Origin of the sequence: Pseudomonas sp. Marseille-Q5299, from assembly GCF_943737035.1 — a bacterium.
In the GTDB taxonomy this organism is placed as follows: domain Bacteria; phylum Pseudomonadota; class Gammaproteobacteria; order Pseudomonadales; family Pseudomonadaceae; genus Aquipseudomonas; species Aquipseudomonas putida_E.
Window position 1 is genome coordinate 762072 of sequence record NZ_CALSFR010000001.1, and the last position, 15736, is coordinate 777807.

19 protein-coding genes are annotated in these 15736 nt (G+C 60.8%); 2 read left to right on the plus strand and 17 right to left on the minus strand.

The genetic code is table 11. The annotated features are described in order from the left end of the window. Window positions 1-82 precede the first annotated feature (82 nt). The 15 genes from ybgF to NGJ21_RS03590 form a co-directional block, all read right to left on the minus strand. Window positions 83-898, minus strand: coding sequence for a tol-pal system protein YbgF (gene ybgF, locus NGJ21_RS03520; RefSeq protein WP_046787979.1), 816 nt, complete (start codon window positions 896-898; stop codon window positions 83-85). A 6-nt stretch (window positions 899-904) separates the two neighbouring features. Further along, window positions 905-1402, minus strand: a complete 498-nt coding sequence (gene pal, locus NGJ21_RS03525) for a peptidoglycan-associated lipoprotein Pal (RefSeq protein WP_115274062.1) — start codon at window positions 1400-1402, stop codon at window positions 905-907. Window positions 1403-1456: 54 nt separating this feature from the next. Then, window positions 1457-2728, minus strand: coding sequence for a Tol-Pal system beta propeller repeat protein TolB (gene tolB, locus NGJ21_RS03530; RefSeq protein ID WP_046787978.1), 1272 nt, complete (start codon window positions 2726-2728; stop codon window positions 1457-1459). 26 nt (window positions 2729-2754) lie between these two features. After that, entirely contained in the window at window positions 2755-3831 is a 1077-nt protein-coding gene (gene tolA / locus NGJ21_RS03535; RefSeq protein WP_012315815.1) for a cell envelope integrity protein TolA, read from the minus strand. Then, window positions 3831-4283, minus strand: a complete 453-nt coding sequence (tolR, locus tag NGJ21_RS03540) for a protein TolR (protein ID WP_039603824.1) — start codon at window positions 4281-4283, stop codon at window positions 3831-3833. The genes tolA and tolR overlap by 1 nt, the downstream gene beginning before the upstream one ends. Before the next feature lie 14 nt (window positions 4284-4297). Further along, window positions 4298-4993, minus strand: a complete 696-nt coding sequence (gene tolQ / locus NGJ21_RS03545) for a protein TolQ (protein ID WP_010952367.1) — start codon at window positions 4991-4993, stop codon at window positions 4298-4300. Between the two features lie 2 nt (window positions 4994-4995). Continuing rightward, window positions 4996-5448, minus strand: coding sequence for a tol-pal system-associated acyl-CoA thioesterase (ybgC, locus tag NGJ21_RS03550; RefSeq protein ID WP_012315817.1), 453 nt, complete (start codon window positions 5446-5448; stop codon window positions 4996-4998). A 125-nt stretch (window positions 5449-5573) separates the two neighbouring features. Next, on the minus strand, window positions 5574-6620 hold the full coding sequence (ruvB, locus tag NGJ21_RS03555) for a Holliday junction branch migration DNA helicase RuvB (protein WP_012315818.1): 1047 nt from the start codon (window positions 6618-6620) through the stop codon (window positions 5574-5576). After that, window positions 6617-7234, minus strand: a complete 618-nt coding sequence (gene ruvA / locus NGJ21_RS03560) for a Holliday junction branch migration protein RuvA (protein WP_161872650.1) — start codon at window positions 7232-7234, stop codon at window positions 6617-6619. Before ruvA ends, ruvB begins: the two co-directional genes overlap by 4 nt. 109 nt (window positions 7235-7343) lie before the next feature. Next, window positions 7344-7868: a crossover junction endodeoxyribonuclease RuvC gene (gene ruvC / locus NGJ21_RS03565; protein ID WP_012315820.1), complete on the minus strand. Its 525-nt coding sequence runs from the start codon at window positions 7866-7868 to the stop codon at window positions 7344-7346. A gap of 196 nt (window positions 7869-8064) precedes the next feature. Continuing rightward, window positions 8065-8811: a YebC/PmpR family DNA-binding transcriptional regulator gene (locus NGJ21_RS03570; protein WP_012315821.1), complete on the minus strand. Its 747-nt coding sequence runs from the start codon at window positions 8809-8811 to the stop codon at window positions 8065-8067. Window positions 8812-8922: 111 nt separating this feature from the next. Next, window positions 8923-10698 carry an aspartate--tRNA ligase gene (aspS, locus tag NGJ21_RS03575; protein ID WP_012315822.1) on the minus strand — a complete coding sequence of 592 codons (1776 nt, stop codon included), beginning with the start codon at window positions 10696-10698 and terminating at the stop codon, window positions 8923-8925. Between the two features lie 95 nt (window positions 10699-10793). Next, on the minus strand, window positions 10794-11015 hold the full coding sequence (locus tag NGJ21_RS03580; RefSeq protein ID WP_046787975.1) for an FmdB family zinc ribbon protein: 222 nt from the start codon (window positions 11013-11015) through the stop codon (window positions 10794-10796). 93 nt (window positions 11016-11108) lie between these two features. Beyond that, window positions 11109-11438 (minus strand): ribbon-helix-helix domain-containing protein, encoded by a 330-nt coding sequence (locus NGJ21_RS03585; protein WP_251961855.1) that lies wholly within the window; start codon window positions 11436-11438, stop codon window positions 11109-11111. 189 nt (window positions 11439-11627) lie between these two features. Continuing rightward, complete coding sequence (locus tag NGJ21_RS03590) at window positions 11628-12101, minus strand: Dps family protein (RefSeq protein WP_012315825.1); 474 nt, start codon at window positions 12099-12101, stop codon at window positions 11628-11630. A 282-nt stretch (window positions 12102-12383) separates the two neighbouring features. Between NGJ21_RS03590 and NGJ21_RS25865 the strand changes: the two genes are divergently transcribed. Beyond that, the gene (locus NGJ21_RS25865; protein WP_286010427.1) at window positions 12384-12977 is read left to right on the plus strand and encodes a cold-shock protein; all 594 of its coding nucleotides are present in this window, start codon (window positions 12384-12386) and stop codon (window positions 12975-12977) included. A 39-nt stretch (window positions 12978-13016) separates the two neighbouring features. Here NGJ21_RS25865 and NGJ21_RS03600 read toward each other — a convergent pair whose 3' ends face one another. Together NGJ21_RS03600 and NGJ21_RS03605 are read right to left on the minus strand one after the other, a co-directional pair. Beyond that, a complete protein-coding gene (locus NGJ21_RS03600; protein ID WP_039602955.1) occupies window positions 13017-13223 on the minus strand; it encodes a SlyX family protein in 207 nt (68 codons plus the stop codon). Between the two features lies 1 nt (window position 13224). Next, complete coding sequence (locus tag NGJ21_RS03605) at window positions 13225-13644, minus strand: HIT family protein (protein ID WP_046787973.1); 420 nt, start codon at window positions 13642-13644, stop codon at window positions 13225-13227. 758 nt (window positions 13645-14402) lie between these two features. On the opposite strand from NGJ21_RS03605, the gene NGJ21_RS03610 reads away from it, so the two are divergent. Continuing rightward, window positions 14403-15686, plus strand: coding sequence for an OprD family porin (locus NGJ21_RS03610; protein WP_174142332.1), 1284 nt, complete (start codon window positions 14403-14405; stop codon window positions 15684-15686). Window positions 15687-15736 lie beyond the last annotated feature (50 nt).

Below are 15736 nucleotides of genomic sequence, written 5' to 3' on the forward strand. Positions count from 1 at the left end.
GCAGCAGCGTGTTTAAGAAAAAGGGCAATGATTCTAACGAAAAAACCCGCGCCTGGCGCGGGTTTCTTTTGAACGGTGCTACTTAGAGCTTCTGCAGGTCACGCTGCGCCAGCTGAGCGGCGGATGTGCCGGGGTACTGGGTGATGACTTGCTGCAGGATGCCCTTGACCTTGTCGGTATGGCCCATGCGGCGCTCGACGTCGGCCAGCTTGTACAGGGAGTCCGGTACCTTGCTGTGCTTGGGGTACTTCTGGCTGACCTGGGCAAAAGCCTGGCTGGCACTTTGCAGGTCACCCTTGGCCAGGTTCACCTCACCCAGCCAGTACTGGGCATTGCCTGCGTACTGGCTGTTCGGGTACTTGCGCAGGAAGGCGCCGAACGCCTGGCTGGCCTTGTCGAAGTCCTTCTGCTTGATCAGGTCGAAAGCCGCATCGTAATAGAGCTTCTCTTTCGCAGGATCAGCCGGCTCGCTGTTGGCGGCCGGTTGCTGTGCAGCAGCGCCAGCGGCGCCTGCTGCTGCACCGGCGGCGGCATCGGGTGCACCACCGGTGGAGGAATTATCGGGGGTCGCGGCAGGCGCGCCACCACTGTTGATGCGGCGATCCAGATCCTGGTAACGCTCCAGGCTTTCCTGCTTCATGCGGGCGACATCGTTTTGCAGCTCTTCGATGATGCCTTGCTGGCGGGATATCTGGTCCTGCATCTGTTGCAGCTGCATGAACAGCTGGCCCTGTGCTGAGGCAGGGGTCGAAGCCCCTGCCCCGGCATAGGCGCCGCTCGTGCCATAACCCGAAGGTGGGTAAGCACCTGCGTTGTCATCTACTACAGGAACCGCAGCCCACGCCGAAAGCGGAAGGCTGAGTGCGAGGACGGTTACAGCACGACGGCACATACGCATAAGAACTTACTTACGCAGTTCTACGCGGCGGTTCTGAGCCCAGGACTGCTCGTCGTTGCCGGTGGCAACTGGACGCTCTTCGCCGTAGGAGACCAGTTCCAGCTGAGCAGGGGAAACACCCTGCAGAACCAGGTAGCGCTGAACGGCTTTGGCACGACGCTCGCCCAGAGCCATGTTGTACTCGCGAGTACCGCGCTCGTCGGTGTTGCCTTCCAGAACAACACGGCTGCCGTTGGACTTCAGGTCCTTGGCGTGAACGTCCAGAGCGCGCATGGCTTCTGGCTTCAGGTCCGAGCTGTCGTATTCGAAGTAGAAGGTGGTGATTGCGCGCAGGGCGGCTTCTTCGCTCAGGGAACCGTCAACAGCGCCAGTGTTGGCACCGTAGCCAGCGTTAGGGTCAACAGCGCCTTCGCCAGCGTTGTCACCGCCCTTCGAGGAGCAACCTACAGCTACAGCCATGGCCAGAGCCAGCGCAGCAAATTTACCAAACTTCAGCATTTCCATCGTGAAACTCCTAATGAAACCCCAGTGTGTTAAGCAAAACGTATTACGCCGCAATCAGTTCAGGTAAGGGGACCAGGACGGTTCTCTGACTTCGCCTTGAGCGGTAGGAAGTGGGAGCCTCACGCGGCCATTAAGCGACACGAGCATCAAGACTCCCCGGCCCTGCTGGCGGGTGGCGTAGATTAGCATGGTGCCGTTTGGCGCAACAGTGGGAGACTCATCAAGACTTGTTTCCGAGAGAATCTTTACACTTCCTCTTTGCAAGTCCTGTGCCGCCACTTTGAAGTTGGTGAAACCCTGCTGACGATGGATCATTACCAGCGTCTTTTCGTCCGCCGAAAGTTTCGGGTTGGCGTTGTAGTTACCTACGAACGTCACACGCTCGGCGCTACCACCACTGACCGACTGTTTGTAGATCTGCGGCTTGCCGCCACGGTCGGAGGTGAAGTACAGGGTGTTGCCATCCTTGCCCCAGAACGGCTCGGTATTGATACCCGGGCCGGCAGTGACACGGCTGATCTGGCGCGAAGCCACATTCATCACGTAGATGTCCGGGTTACCGTCCTTGGACAGCACGAATGCCAGGCGCGAACCATCCGGCGACCAGGCCGGAGCACCATTGAGGCCTTCGAAGTTGGTGACCTGTTCGCGGCGGCCGGTGTCGATGTGCTGGATGAAAATGCGCGGCCGCTTCTGCTCGAACGAGACATAGGCGATACGCTTGCCATCCGGCGCGAAACGCGGCGACAGGATAGGCTCACGCGACTGCAGCAAGGTCACTGCACGCGCACCGTCGTAGTCCGAACGCTGCAGGGTGTAGCGGGTGTTGTTGGTCGAGAAGCGCTCGGCGGTCACGTACAGCATGCGGGTGGAAAACGCACCCTTGATGCCGGTGAGCTTCTCGAACGACTGGTCGGCGATGTAGTGCGACATGTCGCGCAACTGGTCGACGCTGCCGGCAACGCTGCCGGTCAGCACTTGCTGCTCGGTGGCGACGTTGAACAGTGCGTACTGCACCTGCAGGCGAGCGCCCGACGGCACGATGCTGCCGACCATCACGTACTGGGCGCCCAGGGCTTTCCAGTCACGGAAGATCACTTCGCTGGCCTGGGTAGGCTGGCTGATCATGTTCTGCCGTGGGATGGGCGCGTAGTAGCCAGAGTTGCGCAGGTCATTGCCGATGATATCGGCCATGTCTTCCGGCAGCACACTGCCACCCTGCAGACCGAACGGCACTACCGCGATGGGCGTGGCCCGATCGCTGCCGCTGGTGACCAGGATGTTCTTTTCCTCTGCCATGGCCATGCCTGCCACGCAGCACAGCATGACCAGCAGTCCTCGAAGGAGTTTAATCACAACGCTAGATCCTCAGGTGTAAATGTCATCTTGAACGAACGGTACGGATTGAACTCGTTCGGCTTCAAGCCCTGCATTTCGGTCAGACGACCGATGTTCTTCACTGCTGCCACCGCAGAACTGTCGAACGGACCGTCGCCACTGGAGCGCGACACGCTGACACTGGTGATGGTGCCATCGGGCAGCATGTTGATCTGCAGGACTACCGTCATGCCCTTGCGCGCAGAAGGGGGACGCGCCCAGCCTTCGGCCGCGCGCATGCGGATCAGGTCGTCGAAGTCGCCGGCCACCTGGTCACCCTGCTCGTCGGCCAGCGCCTGCTGCCGCTCGGTGGTATCGGACAACAGCTCGGCCAGGGCCTGGGCTTTCTTGTCTTCTGCCGCCTTGCGGGCCGCCTCCTGTGCCTTTTTCTTCTGGGCATCTGCAGCGGCCTTTTTCTTGGCCTCTTCAGCTGCCTTCTTTTTCGCGTCCTCGGCCGCCGCTTTCTTCTTGGCGTCCTCGGCCGCTTTCTTCTTGGCCTCCTCGGCTGCCTTCTTCTTGGCATCCTCGGCGGCTTGTTTCTTGGCCTCTTCGGCCGCCTGCTTCTTGGCCTCTTCCTCAGCCTTTTTCTTGGCAATGTCGGCCTGCTGCTTTTCAGCGGCTTTCTTCGCCTCGTCGGCCTTCTTGGCTTCAGCGGCTTTCTTGGCCTCGGCGGCCTTGGCAGCGTCTTCTGCCTTCTTCGCCTCGGCGGCTTCGCGAGCCTCCTCGGCCTTTTGAGCGGCATCGGCTTTCTTTTGTTCCGCAGCCTTTACGGCCTCCTGCTCGACCTTCTTCTGTTCCAGCTGCTCGACTTCGGTCTGACGCGACGCGGTTTTTTTCGCTTCCCCGGCAATCTTCTGATTGGTCTGGGTGGTCGCCTGACTCTTGGACTTGAGCTGATACAGCGTAGCCTGAACGATCGGCTTGGAAGGCGGCAATTCTGGCGTCATGGCAAAACTGACGAACAGCAATGCGAACACAAGCACATGCAGGCCGATGGCCCAGACACTGGGCCAGAAGTAGCTTTCCGAGGCGGATGGCTCTCGCTGTTGCATCAGGGCGCCTCGGTAATCAGGCCAACGTTACCGACACCGGCCTTCTGCAACCCGCCCATGGCACCCATGACCGCGCCGTAGTCGACAGCCTTGTCGCCACGAATGAAGACCTGGGTCTGCTTGCCCTGGTCGCGACCGGCGGCAATGATCTTGGTCACTGCACCGGTCATTTCGGGCAAGGTCATGGCCTTGTCCATCTGCTTGTCGGTGTCGACTTCGCTGCCCAGGTTCCAGTAATAGGTCTTGTCGGCCTTGATGGAGATGGTGAGGATCTGGACATTGTTGTCCTGCGGCAAGGCTTCGCTGGAAACCTTGGGCAGGTCGACCTTCACGCCCTGATTGAGCATGGGAGCGGTCACCATGAAGATGACCAGCAGCACCAGCATCACGTCGATGTAGGGCACCACGTTCATCTCGGCGACCGGCTTGCGTTTGTGGCGAACTCGGGCCATGGGTTTGTACCTGATTACTCTTCGCTGGTGTGCACTTTGCGGTGCAGGATCGCCTGGAACTCGTCGGCGAAGGTGTAGTAACGACCGATCAGCACTTCGCTGCGCGCGGCGAAACGGTTGTAGGCGATAACCGCCGGGATTGCCGCGAACAGGCCGATGGCGGTGGCGATCAGCGCTTCGGCGATACCCGGGGCCACGGTGGCCAGGGTCGCCTGCTGGGCGCTGGCCAGGCCGCGGAAGGAGTTCATGATGCCCCACACGGTACCGAACAGGCCGATGTACGGGCTGGTCGAACCGACGGTGGCGAGGAACGGCAGGCTCTGCTCGAGTTTTTCTTCCTCACGCGAGATGGCTACGCGCATGGCCCGGCCAACGCCTTCCATGACCGCGTCGGGGTCCACACCCGGCTGCTGGCGCAGACGCGAGAACTCCTTGAAACCGGCCCGGAAGACCTGCTCCACGCCCGAATCCGGGTCCGGGTTGCTGCCTGCCTGACGGTACAGCTTGGACAGGTCGATACCCGACCAGAAGCGTTCCTCGAAGGCATCCAGCGCACGACGACCGGCGCGCAGCATGGTGCTGCGCTGGAAGATCATGATCCATGAGGTGACCGAGGCGGCCACCAGGGTCAGCATTACCAGCTGTACCACCACGCTGGCATTGCTGACCAGACTCCACATGGAGGTATGGTCGACGACGTTAGCTTCCACGCTTATTCTCCTGCATTCGATTGAGTACCCGAGCCGTCCGCCACAAAGGCGTCGCGCAGCTTGGGGGGTATGGCTCGGGGTTTGAAAGTGTCGGCGCGTACGGCGGCCACCAGGAACTGCCCTTCGCAGAGCAGCGTTTCATCCTTTTCCCGCCAGACCTGCTGCACGAAACGCAGGCTGGCGCGATTGAGTTCAAGTACTTGCGCGGTCACCCGAAGTTCATCGTCCAGGCGCGCCGGCGCGTGATAGCGCGCTTCGCTCGAGTGGACCACGAACAACAGGTTCTCCCCGGCCAGTTGCTGCTGGGAAAACCCCAGGTGCCGCAGGCGCTCGGTCCGCGCGCGCTCCATGAATTTCAGGTAGTTGACGTAATACACCACGCCACCGGCATCGGTATCTTCGTAATAGACGCGACAACGGTGTGCGAAAGGTTCCAGGCCATTTTGCGCGCGCATACTCTAGTGCTTACTCCTCAGCTTGCCAATCCGCTGCGGCAACTGTTTTTTCTTCATTAATGTCGTATTGCCAGCGCACCTGAGGCATGCCAGCGGTAGGACCACGAAAAGCGGGTTTCGATCTGTCATTCATCGCCTGCTTCGGAAAAATCTGCCCCCTCACCCAGGCGCCCGGGAACATTCAGGCCAAAGTGCAGGTAGGCGTGCCGAGTGACCACACGACCACGGGGCGTACGCATGATATAGCCCTGCTGAATCAGGTAGGGTTCGAGCACATCCTCGATGGTATGACGCTCCTCGCTGATCGCTGCCGCCAGGTTATCCACCCCCACCGGGCCACCATCGAACTTCTCGATCATGGTCAGCAGCAGGCGGCGGTCGGAATGGTCGAAACCACGCTCATCGACGTCCAGCAGGTTGAGCGCCAAATCAGCCACTGCCTTGGTGATCTGCCCTTTGCCGCGCACCTCGGCGTAGTCACGCACGCGGCGCAGCAAGCGGTTGGCGATACGCGGCGTGCCGCGGGCACGGCGGGCGATTTCGTAAGCCCCCTGGTCCTCGATGACCAGCCCCAGAATGTTGGCCGACCGGCTGACGATGGTCGCCAGGTCCTTGTCGCTGTAGAACTCAAGGCGCTGGACGATACCGAAGCGGTCGCGCAGCGGGTTGGTGAGCATACCGGCGCGGGTTGTGGCCCCCACCAGGGTGAAGGGCGGCAGGTCGAGCTTGATCGAGCGGGCAGCCGGGCCTTCGCCAATCATGATGTCGAGCTGGAAGTCCTCCATGGCCGGGTACAGCACCTCCTCGACAACCGGTGACAACCGGTGAATCTCGTCGATGAACAGCACGTCATGCGGTTCGAGGTTGGTCAGCATGGCTGCCAGGTCGCCCGGGCGCTCGAGAATCGGCCCCGAGGTACTCTTGACCGATACGCCCATTTCCTGGGCGATGATATTGGCCAGGGTGGTTTTACCCAACCCTGGCGGGCCGAAGATCAGGGTGTGGTCGAGCGATTCATTGCGCCCCCGCGCAGCCTGGATGAACAGCGCCATCTGCTCGCGCACCACCGGCTGGCCGATGTATTCGTCCAGGCGCAGCGGGCGGATGGCACGGTCCTGGACTTCTTCGCGGTCGCGGCCACTGGCGGCAATCAGGCGGTCGGCTTCGATCACTTGGTAATCATCCCTTTGAGGCTGCGACGGATCAGCTCCTCACTGCCAAGGCCCGCCTTGTCCTTGATCGCGGATACTGCCTTGCTGGCTTCCTGCGGCTTGTAGCCCAGGGAAATCAAGGCACTGACGGCATCGGCCTCGGCGGTGGAGGCGCTGCTGACCGGTACCGGACCATCCGATACAAGCGTGAACATGGCGGGCGAGGTTTCCCAGGCCTTGAAGCGGTCCTTGAGCTCGACCAGCAGGCGCTCGGCAGTCTTCTTGCCGACGCCAGGCACACGCACCAGCGCCGATGTGTCCTGCGCCTGTACGCAACGCACCAATTCGTCGGCCTCAAGGCTCGACATCAAGGCCAGCGCCAGCTTCGGGCCCACGCCATTGAGGCGGATAAGCTCGCGGAACAGCTCGCGCTCGCGCTTCTCATGGAAGCCATACAGCAGGTGGGCATCTTCGCGAACCACCAGATGGGTATGCACGGTTACCGTTTCGCCAACTTTCGGCAGGCGGTACAGGGTGGTCATGGGCACTTCAAGCTCATAACCCACGCCGTTGACGTCGATAATCAGGTGCGGCGGTTGCTTTTCCGCCAGGGTGCCGCGCAAACGTCCAATCACGTTTCGATCCTTCCTCTCGGGGAGCCGATCAAAGACCGCTCAACCCTATCAGCAAATACGTCGGGTGAACGTGCCACCCGGACAAAATGTGTATCAGCTCATGAAGCAGCTACAGACGCAAGCGCCCACCGCGCCGCCGCGCCGTGGCCAGGCCGTGCGGCACCAGGCTGGAACGGGTATGGGCATGGCACAAGGCAATCGCCAGGGCATCAGAGGCATCGATCTGTGGCTTCTGGGTCAGCTTGAGCAGGTGCATGACCATCAGCATCACCTGCTCCTTGTTAGCCCCACCGGTGCCGGCCACGGCCTGCTTGACCTGAGTCGCACTGTATTCGGCGATTTCCAGGCCGGCCTCGGCGGCGGCGACGATGGCCGCGCCGCGAGCCTGGCCGAGCTTGAGCGCCGAGTCGGGGTTGCGCGCCATGAACACGCGCTCGATGCCCATGGTCACAGGGCCATGCTGGGCAATGATTTCACTGACACCGCGAAAAACGATCTGCAAGCGCTCGTGCAGCTCGCCGCTGCCGGTACGGATACAACCCGACGCCACGTACTCGCAACCACGGGCAGTCTGGCGCACAACGCCATAACCGGTGATGCGCGAGCCGGGGTCGATACCAAGAATCAGAGTCATAACGCCTGTCGTGTAGGGGGGATGCTTGAAAGCCTGAGCTCAATTCAAGGCTATTGGGGCCGCTGCGCAACCCATCGCCGGCAAGCCGGCTCCCGCAGGCACAGCGCAACTCTCGGCGGGTGCGCTTACCTGTGGGAGCCGGCTTGCCGGCGATGGGCCGCGCAGCGGCCCCAATTACAACCTTGCTGGCGACACCTTAGCCGAGTTTTTCCATGATCTCGTCGGAAATCTGCGCATTGGAATAGACGTTCTGCACGTCATCCAGGTCTTCGAGCATGTCGATCAGCTTGAGCACTTTCTCCGCCCCCTCCTGATCCAGCTCGGCACTGGTGGTCGGCTGCATGACGATTTCCGCATCCGCAGCCTTGAAGCCGGCCTCCTCCAGGGCATTACGCACGGCATAGAAGCTGTTGAACGAGGTGAACACCTCGAACGAACCGTCTTCGTTGGCCACGACATCGTCGGCGTCGGCTTCCATGGCGGCTTCCATCAGGGCATCTTCGTCCACACCCGGGGCGAAGCTGATCTGCCCCTTGCGCTCGAACAGGTAGGCCACCGAGCCATCGGTACCGAGGTTGCCGCCACACTTGGTGAAGGCATGCCGCACGGCGGCTGCGGTACGGTTGCGGTTGTCGGTCATGGCCTCGACCATGATCGCCACGCCGCCCGGGCCGTAGCCCTCGTAACTCAGCTCTTCAACGTTATCGCTTTCGTTGGTGCCGGCACCTCGGGCCACGGCGCGATCGATGATATCGCGGCTCATGTTGGCACCCAGGGCCTTGTCCAGCGCCAGGCGCAAGCGCGGATTGGAGGCCGGATCGCCACCACCTTGCTTGGCAGCGACGGTCAGCTCACGGATCCACTTGGTGAAGATCTTGCCTCTCTTGGCATCCTGGCGCTCTTTGCGGTGCTTGATGTTCGCCCACTTGGAATGACCAGCCATAACGACTCCAAACTCTTGAAACACAAACAATTGCGCCCCGAGAGGGGCGAAACGACAAATACCTGCGCCGAAACGCAAAGGCGCATCCATCTGGATGCGCCCGGGGCCCGCTTACTCGACCTTGGTCTGTTCGCGCAGGCGGATATGCAGCTCGCGCAAGGCCTTGGCATCGACCAAGCCCGGAGCCTGAGTCATGACGCACGCGGCGCTCTGGGTTTTCGGGAAGGCAATCACTTCACGGATCGACTGGGCGCCGGTCATCAGCATGACCAGGCGGTCCAGGCCGAAGGCCAGGCCACCGTGAGGCGGTGCGCCGAACTTCAAGGCGTCGAGCAGGAAGCCGAACTTCTCTTCCTGTTCTGCCGCTTCGATACCCAGCAGGCGGAACACCGCCTGTTGCATCTCTTTGCGGTGGATACGGATCGAACCGCCACCCAGCTCGGTGCCGTTCAGAACCATGTCGTAGGCACGCGACAGCGCGGTGGCCGGGTTGGCCTCGAGCTCTTCGGGGGTGCACTTGGGCGCGGTGAACGGGTGGTGCAGGGCAGTGAAGCTGCCGTCTTCGTTCTCTTCGAACATCGGGAAGTCGACGACCCACATCGGCGCCCACTCGCAGGTCAGCAGCTCGAAGTCGTGGCCCAGACGGATACGCAGCGCGCCCAGGGCCTCGCTGACGACTTTGAACTTGTCAGCACCGAAGAACACGATGTCGCCGTCTACCGCACCTACGCGATCGAGGATCACGTTGAGGTTGGCTTCAGGGATGTTCTTGACGATCGGCGACTGCAGGCCTTCAACGCCCTTGGCGCGCTCGTTGACCTTGATGTAAGCCAGGCCGCGGGCGCCGTAGATGCCGACGAACTTGGTGTACTCGTCGATCTTGCTGCGCGGCATGCTGGCGCCACCTGGCAGGCGCAGCGCGGTAACGCGGCACTTCGGATCGTTAGCCGGGCCTGCGAAGACCTTGAAGTCGACATCTTTGAGCTGGTCGGCAACGTCTACCAGTTCCAGCGGGTTACGCAGGTCTGGCTTGTCGGAACCGTAGCGGCGCATGGCTTCTTCGAAGGTCATGTGCGGGAATTCGCCGAATTCCAGGTCCAGGACTTCCTTGAACAGCTTGCGGATCATGCTTTCGGTCAGGCCCATGATCTCGGACTCATCGAGGAAGCTGGTCTCGATGTCGATCTGGGTGAACTCCGGCTGACGGTCAGCACGCAGGTCTTCGTCACGGAAGCATTTGGCGATCTGGTAGTAGCGGTCGAAGCCGGCGACCATCAGCAGCTGCTTGAACAGCTGAGGCGACTGCGGCAGGGCGAAGAAGCTACCGGCGTGGGTACGGCTGGGCACCAGGTAGTCGCGCGCGCCTTCTGGCGTGGCACGGGTGAGGATCGGCGTTTCGACGTCGAGGAAGCCGTTCTCGTCCAGGAAGCGACGGATGCTGCTGGTGATGCGCGAACGCAGGCGCAGCTTGTCGGCCATTTCCGGGCGACGCAGGTCGATGAAGCGGTAGCGCAGGCGGGTTTCCTCGCCGACGTCAGAGTACTCGTTCAGCGGGAACGGCGGGGTTTCCGCTTCGTTGAGCACGTTCAGCTGGTAACCGAGAATTTCGATGGCACCGGAAGCCATGTTGGCGTTCACCGCACCGTCTGGGCGCTTGCGCACCTTGCCGGTGATCTGCACCACGTACTCGCTGCGCACGCGGTCGGCCGCTGCGAAGGTTTCGGCGCGATCGGGATCGAAGACGACCTGGGCCATGCCCTCGCGGTCACGGATGTCGAGGAAGATCACCCCGCCGTGGTCGCGGCGACGATGGACCCAGCCGCAAAGGGTGACTTCCTGGCCGTCCAGGCTCTCGTTCAGTTGGCCGCAATAATGGCTGCGCATCATGATGGTGGTTTCGCTTCTCGTGATTCGTGTATTCGATGGAGGCCTTGGCCGCCCCAGGGGGCTAATACTGCAAGACCCGGCTACTGCAATTCAACTCAGTCGGCCTTGTCGCCGCCTGCCAGATTCTTTTTCGCCCCGGTCTTGAAGTCGGTTTCGTACCAGCCGCTACCGCTCAGGCGAAAGCCAGGGACCGACAACAGCTTCTTCAATGCCGGCGCCTGGCAGGCCGGACAGTCGGTCAGCGGCGCTGCGCTGATCTTCTGCAACGCTTCCATCCGGTGATCGCAGGATGCACATTGATAGTCATAAAGGGGCATGGGTGTCTCTCGTCAACCATTACGCAGGCTGCCCGGGGCAGCAAAAAGCGGGATTATATATGGTTAACAGGCACTGCGCAGCCCGCCTGGCGATCAGCGCACACTGGGCGGCTCCTGCAGCCAGGCAACACAGATCACCCGGATCAGGCCGCTGAAGTTGCGCACCCCACCCTGGCGCAGGTGCACCTCCCGATCCACATAGGAAAGCACGGCACTGACGGAGCACTCATTGGCCTCGGCGATGCGCTCGAGGATGCACCAATAGACCGCTTCCAGGCGCAAACAGGTGGAAAAACCGTTGAGCCGGACCGAGCGCGATACCGGCTGAATCTGCATCATGTCGAAATCCGCCTTGAACGGATCAATGCACTGCTTGCCCAGGCAGCGCCCTTTGCCTACTACACGCTTGCTCGCTTGCATCATGCGCCCACATCCTCGCCACAGGTATTTTTCCCTGCACCGCAAGACAGGCACGGGCGCAGGAACCAGAGGCTCAATGAAGCGCGTACAGCCGGACGCAAAGCAGCGGCAAAGCCTTCCCGCACAAACGGAAAAGCCCGGTGAGCGTCACTCGACCGGGCTTGGCAGGCCGCTATTTATACAAGCGACCGATCATTTACCGTCAAGCAGCACTCGCAGCATCCAGGCAGTTTTCTCGTGTACCTGCATACGCTGGGTCAGCAGGTCTGCAGTCGGCTCGTCACTGACCTTGTCCACTACCGGAAAAATACTGCGGGCGGTACGCACGACCGCCTCCTGCCCCTGGACAAGCTGATGGATCATCTCGTCCGCTGCGGGCACCCCTTCCTCTTCCTTGATGGACGAATGCCGCGCATAAAAAGCATAGGAACCCGGCGCGGGGAAGCCCAGGGCGCGAATCCGCTCGGCGATGGAATCGACCGCCAGCGCCAGTTCGTTGTATTGCTCTTCGAACATCAGGTGCAGGGTACGGAACGAAGGACCGGTGACGTTCCAGTGAAAGTTGTGGGTTTTCAGATACAACACATAGGTATCCGACAACAGGCGGGACAGCCCTTCGACGATGGACTTGCGATCTTCTTCACTGATACCGATATCGATTGCCATGAAGTTCCCCTTTTTCATATGGCTTGATGATGATCAAGCGGGCCCCACACACTGTATCAATACTTGGCGCCACGCGCCCATGACGCAGGGCAACTCATCGCCGACAGCCACCTGCGGTTTGAGAAGGCCCCGCGTTTGCTGTTAAATAGGCACCGTGCCACCCGTGCGTGCTGTCATTGCCGGGTGCATAGGCTGGCCCAACATGTGTTCGCGCCCTACACCTCATGCGCACCGTGTCGCCAGCTCTTCCTGTGATCGGCCTTATCAATTGCGAGCCAACCCATGTTCAAGATCGTCCATCTGTTGACGGGCGCTGCAGCTTTGCTGCTATCGCCCATACCCAGCCTGAAATACGACGCAACACCCTTCCTGCAGCAACCGGACGCGGTCTACCTGGCCCTGCTCGGCCTGCTCAACCTGCTGCTGGCACCTGTCGTGCCGCTGTACTACCGCGGCGCCCGCCAGCAATTGCAGCACCTGGCCTGCGCCCTGCTGGTGGTGGCCGTGGTCCTGCAAACCCTGACCTTGCTGGCCCGCCCCGAAATGGGCAACCTGGCGGCATTGGTCTGCGCAGGCCTCGCCGTCATTCTGCACCTGGCCGCAGGCTTGGCCCGCAGCCCCAGAAAAAACCGACCAAGCCAGGGCGCGCCGCTGGAGACCGGCATGCGCGATACCGGCACTGTGAAGTGGTTCAACACCTCTAAAGGCTTTGGATTCATTTCCCGCGATTCGGGTGACGATATCTTCGTCCACTTTCGCGCCATTCGCGGCGAAGGCCATCGCATCCTGGTCGAAGGCCAGCGCGTGGAGTTTTCGGTAATGCACCGCGACAAGGGCCTGCAGGCCGAAGATGTGGTCGCGGTAACCCGCCGCTGACCCTTTGCAGCCCTGGGGCAAGCCCAGGGCTGGCACCAATCAGTAATGAGGTGGCGGCGCTTCCTCACCCTCACTGCCATACTGGCCGACCATTTCCTCGTAACGCTTGATCAACTCGGCCATCTGCAACTGCAGACGCTGAATCACCCGCCCCTGCTCGACCACCACGTCGTTCAACTCTTGAATGGTATCGTCCTGAAACGCCTGACGGGTTTCCAGTTCGACAATGCGCGATTCCGGCGACATGTCAGGCCTCCTCATATGCATCATTGAGCAGGGCGCGCAGGCGCTGGCGAATGGCATCGACCTGCCCCGGCCCGTATTCGACAGGGGGCACCTTGCCCCAGACCGGCGCCGGCCAGGCGGCATCCCCATGGCGACGGACAATCACGTGCATGTGCAGCTGGCCGACCACATTCCCCAGCGTGGCAACGTTCATCTTATCCGCCGCGAACTCGCCCTTGAGCGCTTCGGCCAGGCAGGTTGTTTCTTTCCACAGCTGCGCCTGATCGTCCTGGCTCAGGTCGAACAGTTCGCTCACGCCGGCACGCTTGGGCACCAGGATGAACCAAGGGTAATTGGCATCCTTGCTAAGCAGCAGACGGCACAGCGGAAAATCCCCAAGAATCAAAGAGTCCTGCTGCAAACGCGAATCCATCTCAAACACTGAAAACCTCCACCAACGAAAGGGCCCCGGCGTGCGGGTCAATGCCGCAAGGATACCCTGCTTCGTCTGCGCAAGCATGCTGCACGCCCTCTGGCTGCACCCTTATAGCTCAGGAATTGATCAGGCTGCACAGGGGCGGTAACACATCGCTACTTTTCGCACCAAAATGAGGCCGCAAACGAGTACACCACTACGCATCGACACACACAAATGACTCAACTTGAACAGTGGGCGGTAACACCTTGACTTGCAAGGCAGCTTTTTAGTTTGCAACCGGACTGCGGCCCGGCACACCGCCAGATGGGGGCCGGCCTGTATTTACGGGCACTTTCGAGCTGCGCCGGCGGAATTTGTGAAAATTTCATGAACCGTTGTTAATTTTGAGCACGCTTGTTGCATTCTCCCCACACCAAGTCGGCACGACATCTGCATAAAGCGATGGACGCAACAAATAACAACAGCCGCTTTGGATCCACCAGGGAGTTTCCCCAACCGAAATCGATAGTTACAGAATCGTTACGGTGACAGGAACAGCGCTGGCGTTGTACGGACCGATTAATCGGGGCGTGATTTGCGACATGGAACTACCTGAAAGCGACATGGCCGTAAACTTCTCGAAACGTTGTATATGCCCATATCGCCAACAACAGTCTGCGTGCTATACATTTCCGCCGACATAACAAGAAAGAGCTGCCCCATATAACTAAAAGACTTGGGCGCAGCGGTACTCTTCCTAAAAACCAAAGGAGCAAATCACGATGCGCGTGATGAAGTGGAGCATGATCGCCCTGGCCGTTTCGGCAGGGACCTCGCAGCTGGCCTTTGCCTCTGCACAGGACGAATCCAAGGGTTTCATCGAAGACAGCCAGCTGAACGTCAAGACTCGCATGCTGTACTTCAGCCGTGACGCTCGCAACAATGATCGGGACCCTATTACCGGCGATCGCCAGAGCCGCACGGAAGAAACCGGCCTCGGTTTCCTCGGCACCTTTGAATCGGGCTTCACCCAAGGCGCCGTAGGCTTCGGCGTCGATGCCATCGGCATGCTTGGCCTGAAACTGGACAGCGGCAAAGGCCGTGCCGGCACCGGCCTGTTCCCGGAAGGCTCCGACGGCCGCTCGCAAGACGACTACTCCGAAGCCGGCGGCGCTGTGAAAATGCGCTTCTCCAACACTGTGCTGAAGTACGGTAACCAGTTCACCGCCCTGCCGGTATTCGCTACCGACGACAGCCGACTGCTGCCGGAAGTTGCCGAAGGCACCTTGATCACCAGCGACGAGATCGAAGGCCTGACCCTGCACGCCGGCCACTTCACCGGCATGAACGCCCAGGCCCAGACCTACCGCGACAGCCTGCGCCTGACTGAAGCCAACATCGTCGGTGGTACCTATGCCCTGACCGACAGCCTCAGCACCAGCCTGTACTACTCCAAGGTCGAAGACTACTGGCGCAAGTACTACGGCAATGTCAACTGGGCACTGCCGATTTCGGACAAGCAAGGCCTGGTGTTCGACTTCAACATCTATGACACCAAGAGCGAAGGCAGCGCCCTGTACAAAGCGTACGACGGCGACAAGCTCGACAACACCGCTTTCAGCCTGTCGGCTGCGTGGAATATCGGCGCTCATACCTTCACCATCGTGCATCAGCGCGTTCACGGTGATGGTGACTACGGTTATGGCGTCGACGGCGGCGGCACGGTCTTCCTGGGTAACTCCGTTGCACGTTCCGACTTCAACGCCGAAGACGAGAAGTCCTGGCAAGCCCGCTACGACCTGAACTTCGCTGAGTTCGGCGTACCCGGCCTGACCTTCATGACCCGTTACGTGCGCGGTACCGACGCCAATGTCGAAGGCACCACCAACGGCAAGGAATGGGAACGCGACATCGACATCAAGTACGTGATGCAGGAAGGCCCCGCCAAGGACCTCAGCTTCCGCGTCCGTCAGGCCACCTACCGCTCCTCCGACGGCGTCTACTACGGCTCCCCGTCGCTGGACGAACTGCGCCTGATCGTCGAGTACCCGCTGAGCATCCTGTAAGCCACGCTTATAGTGCCCCGCACCTGAAAAAGCCCGGCACGCTTGCCGGG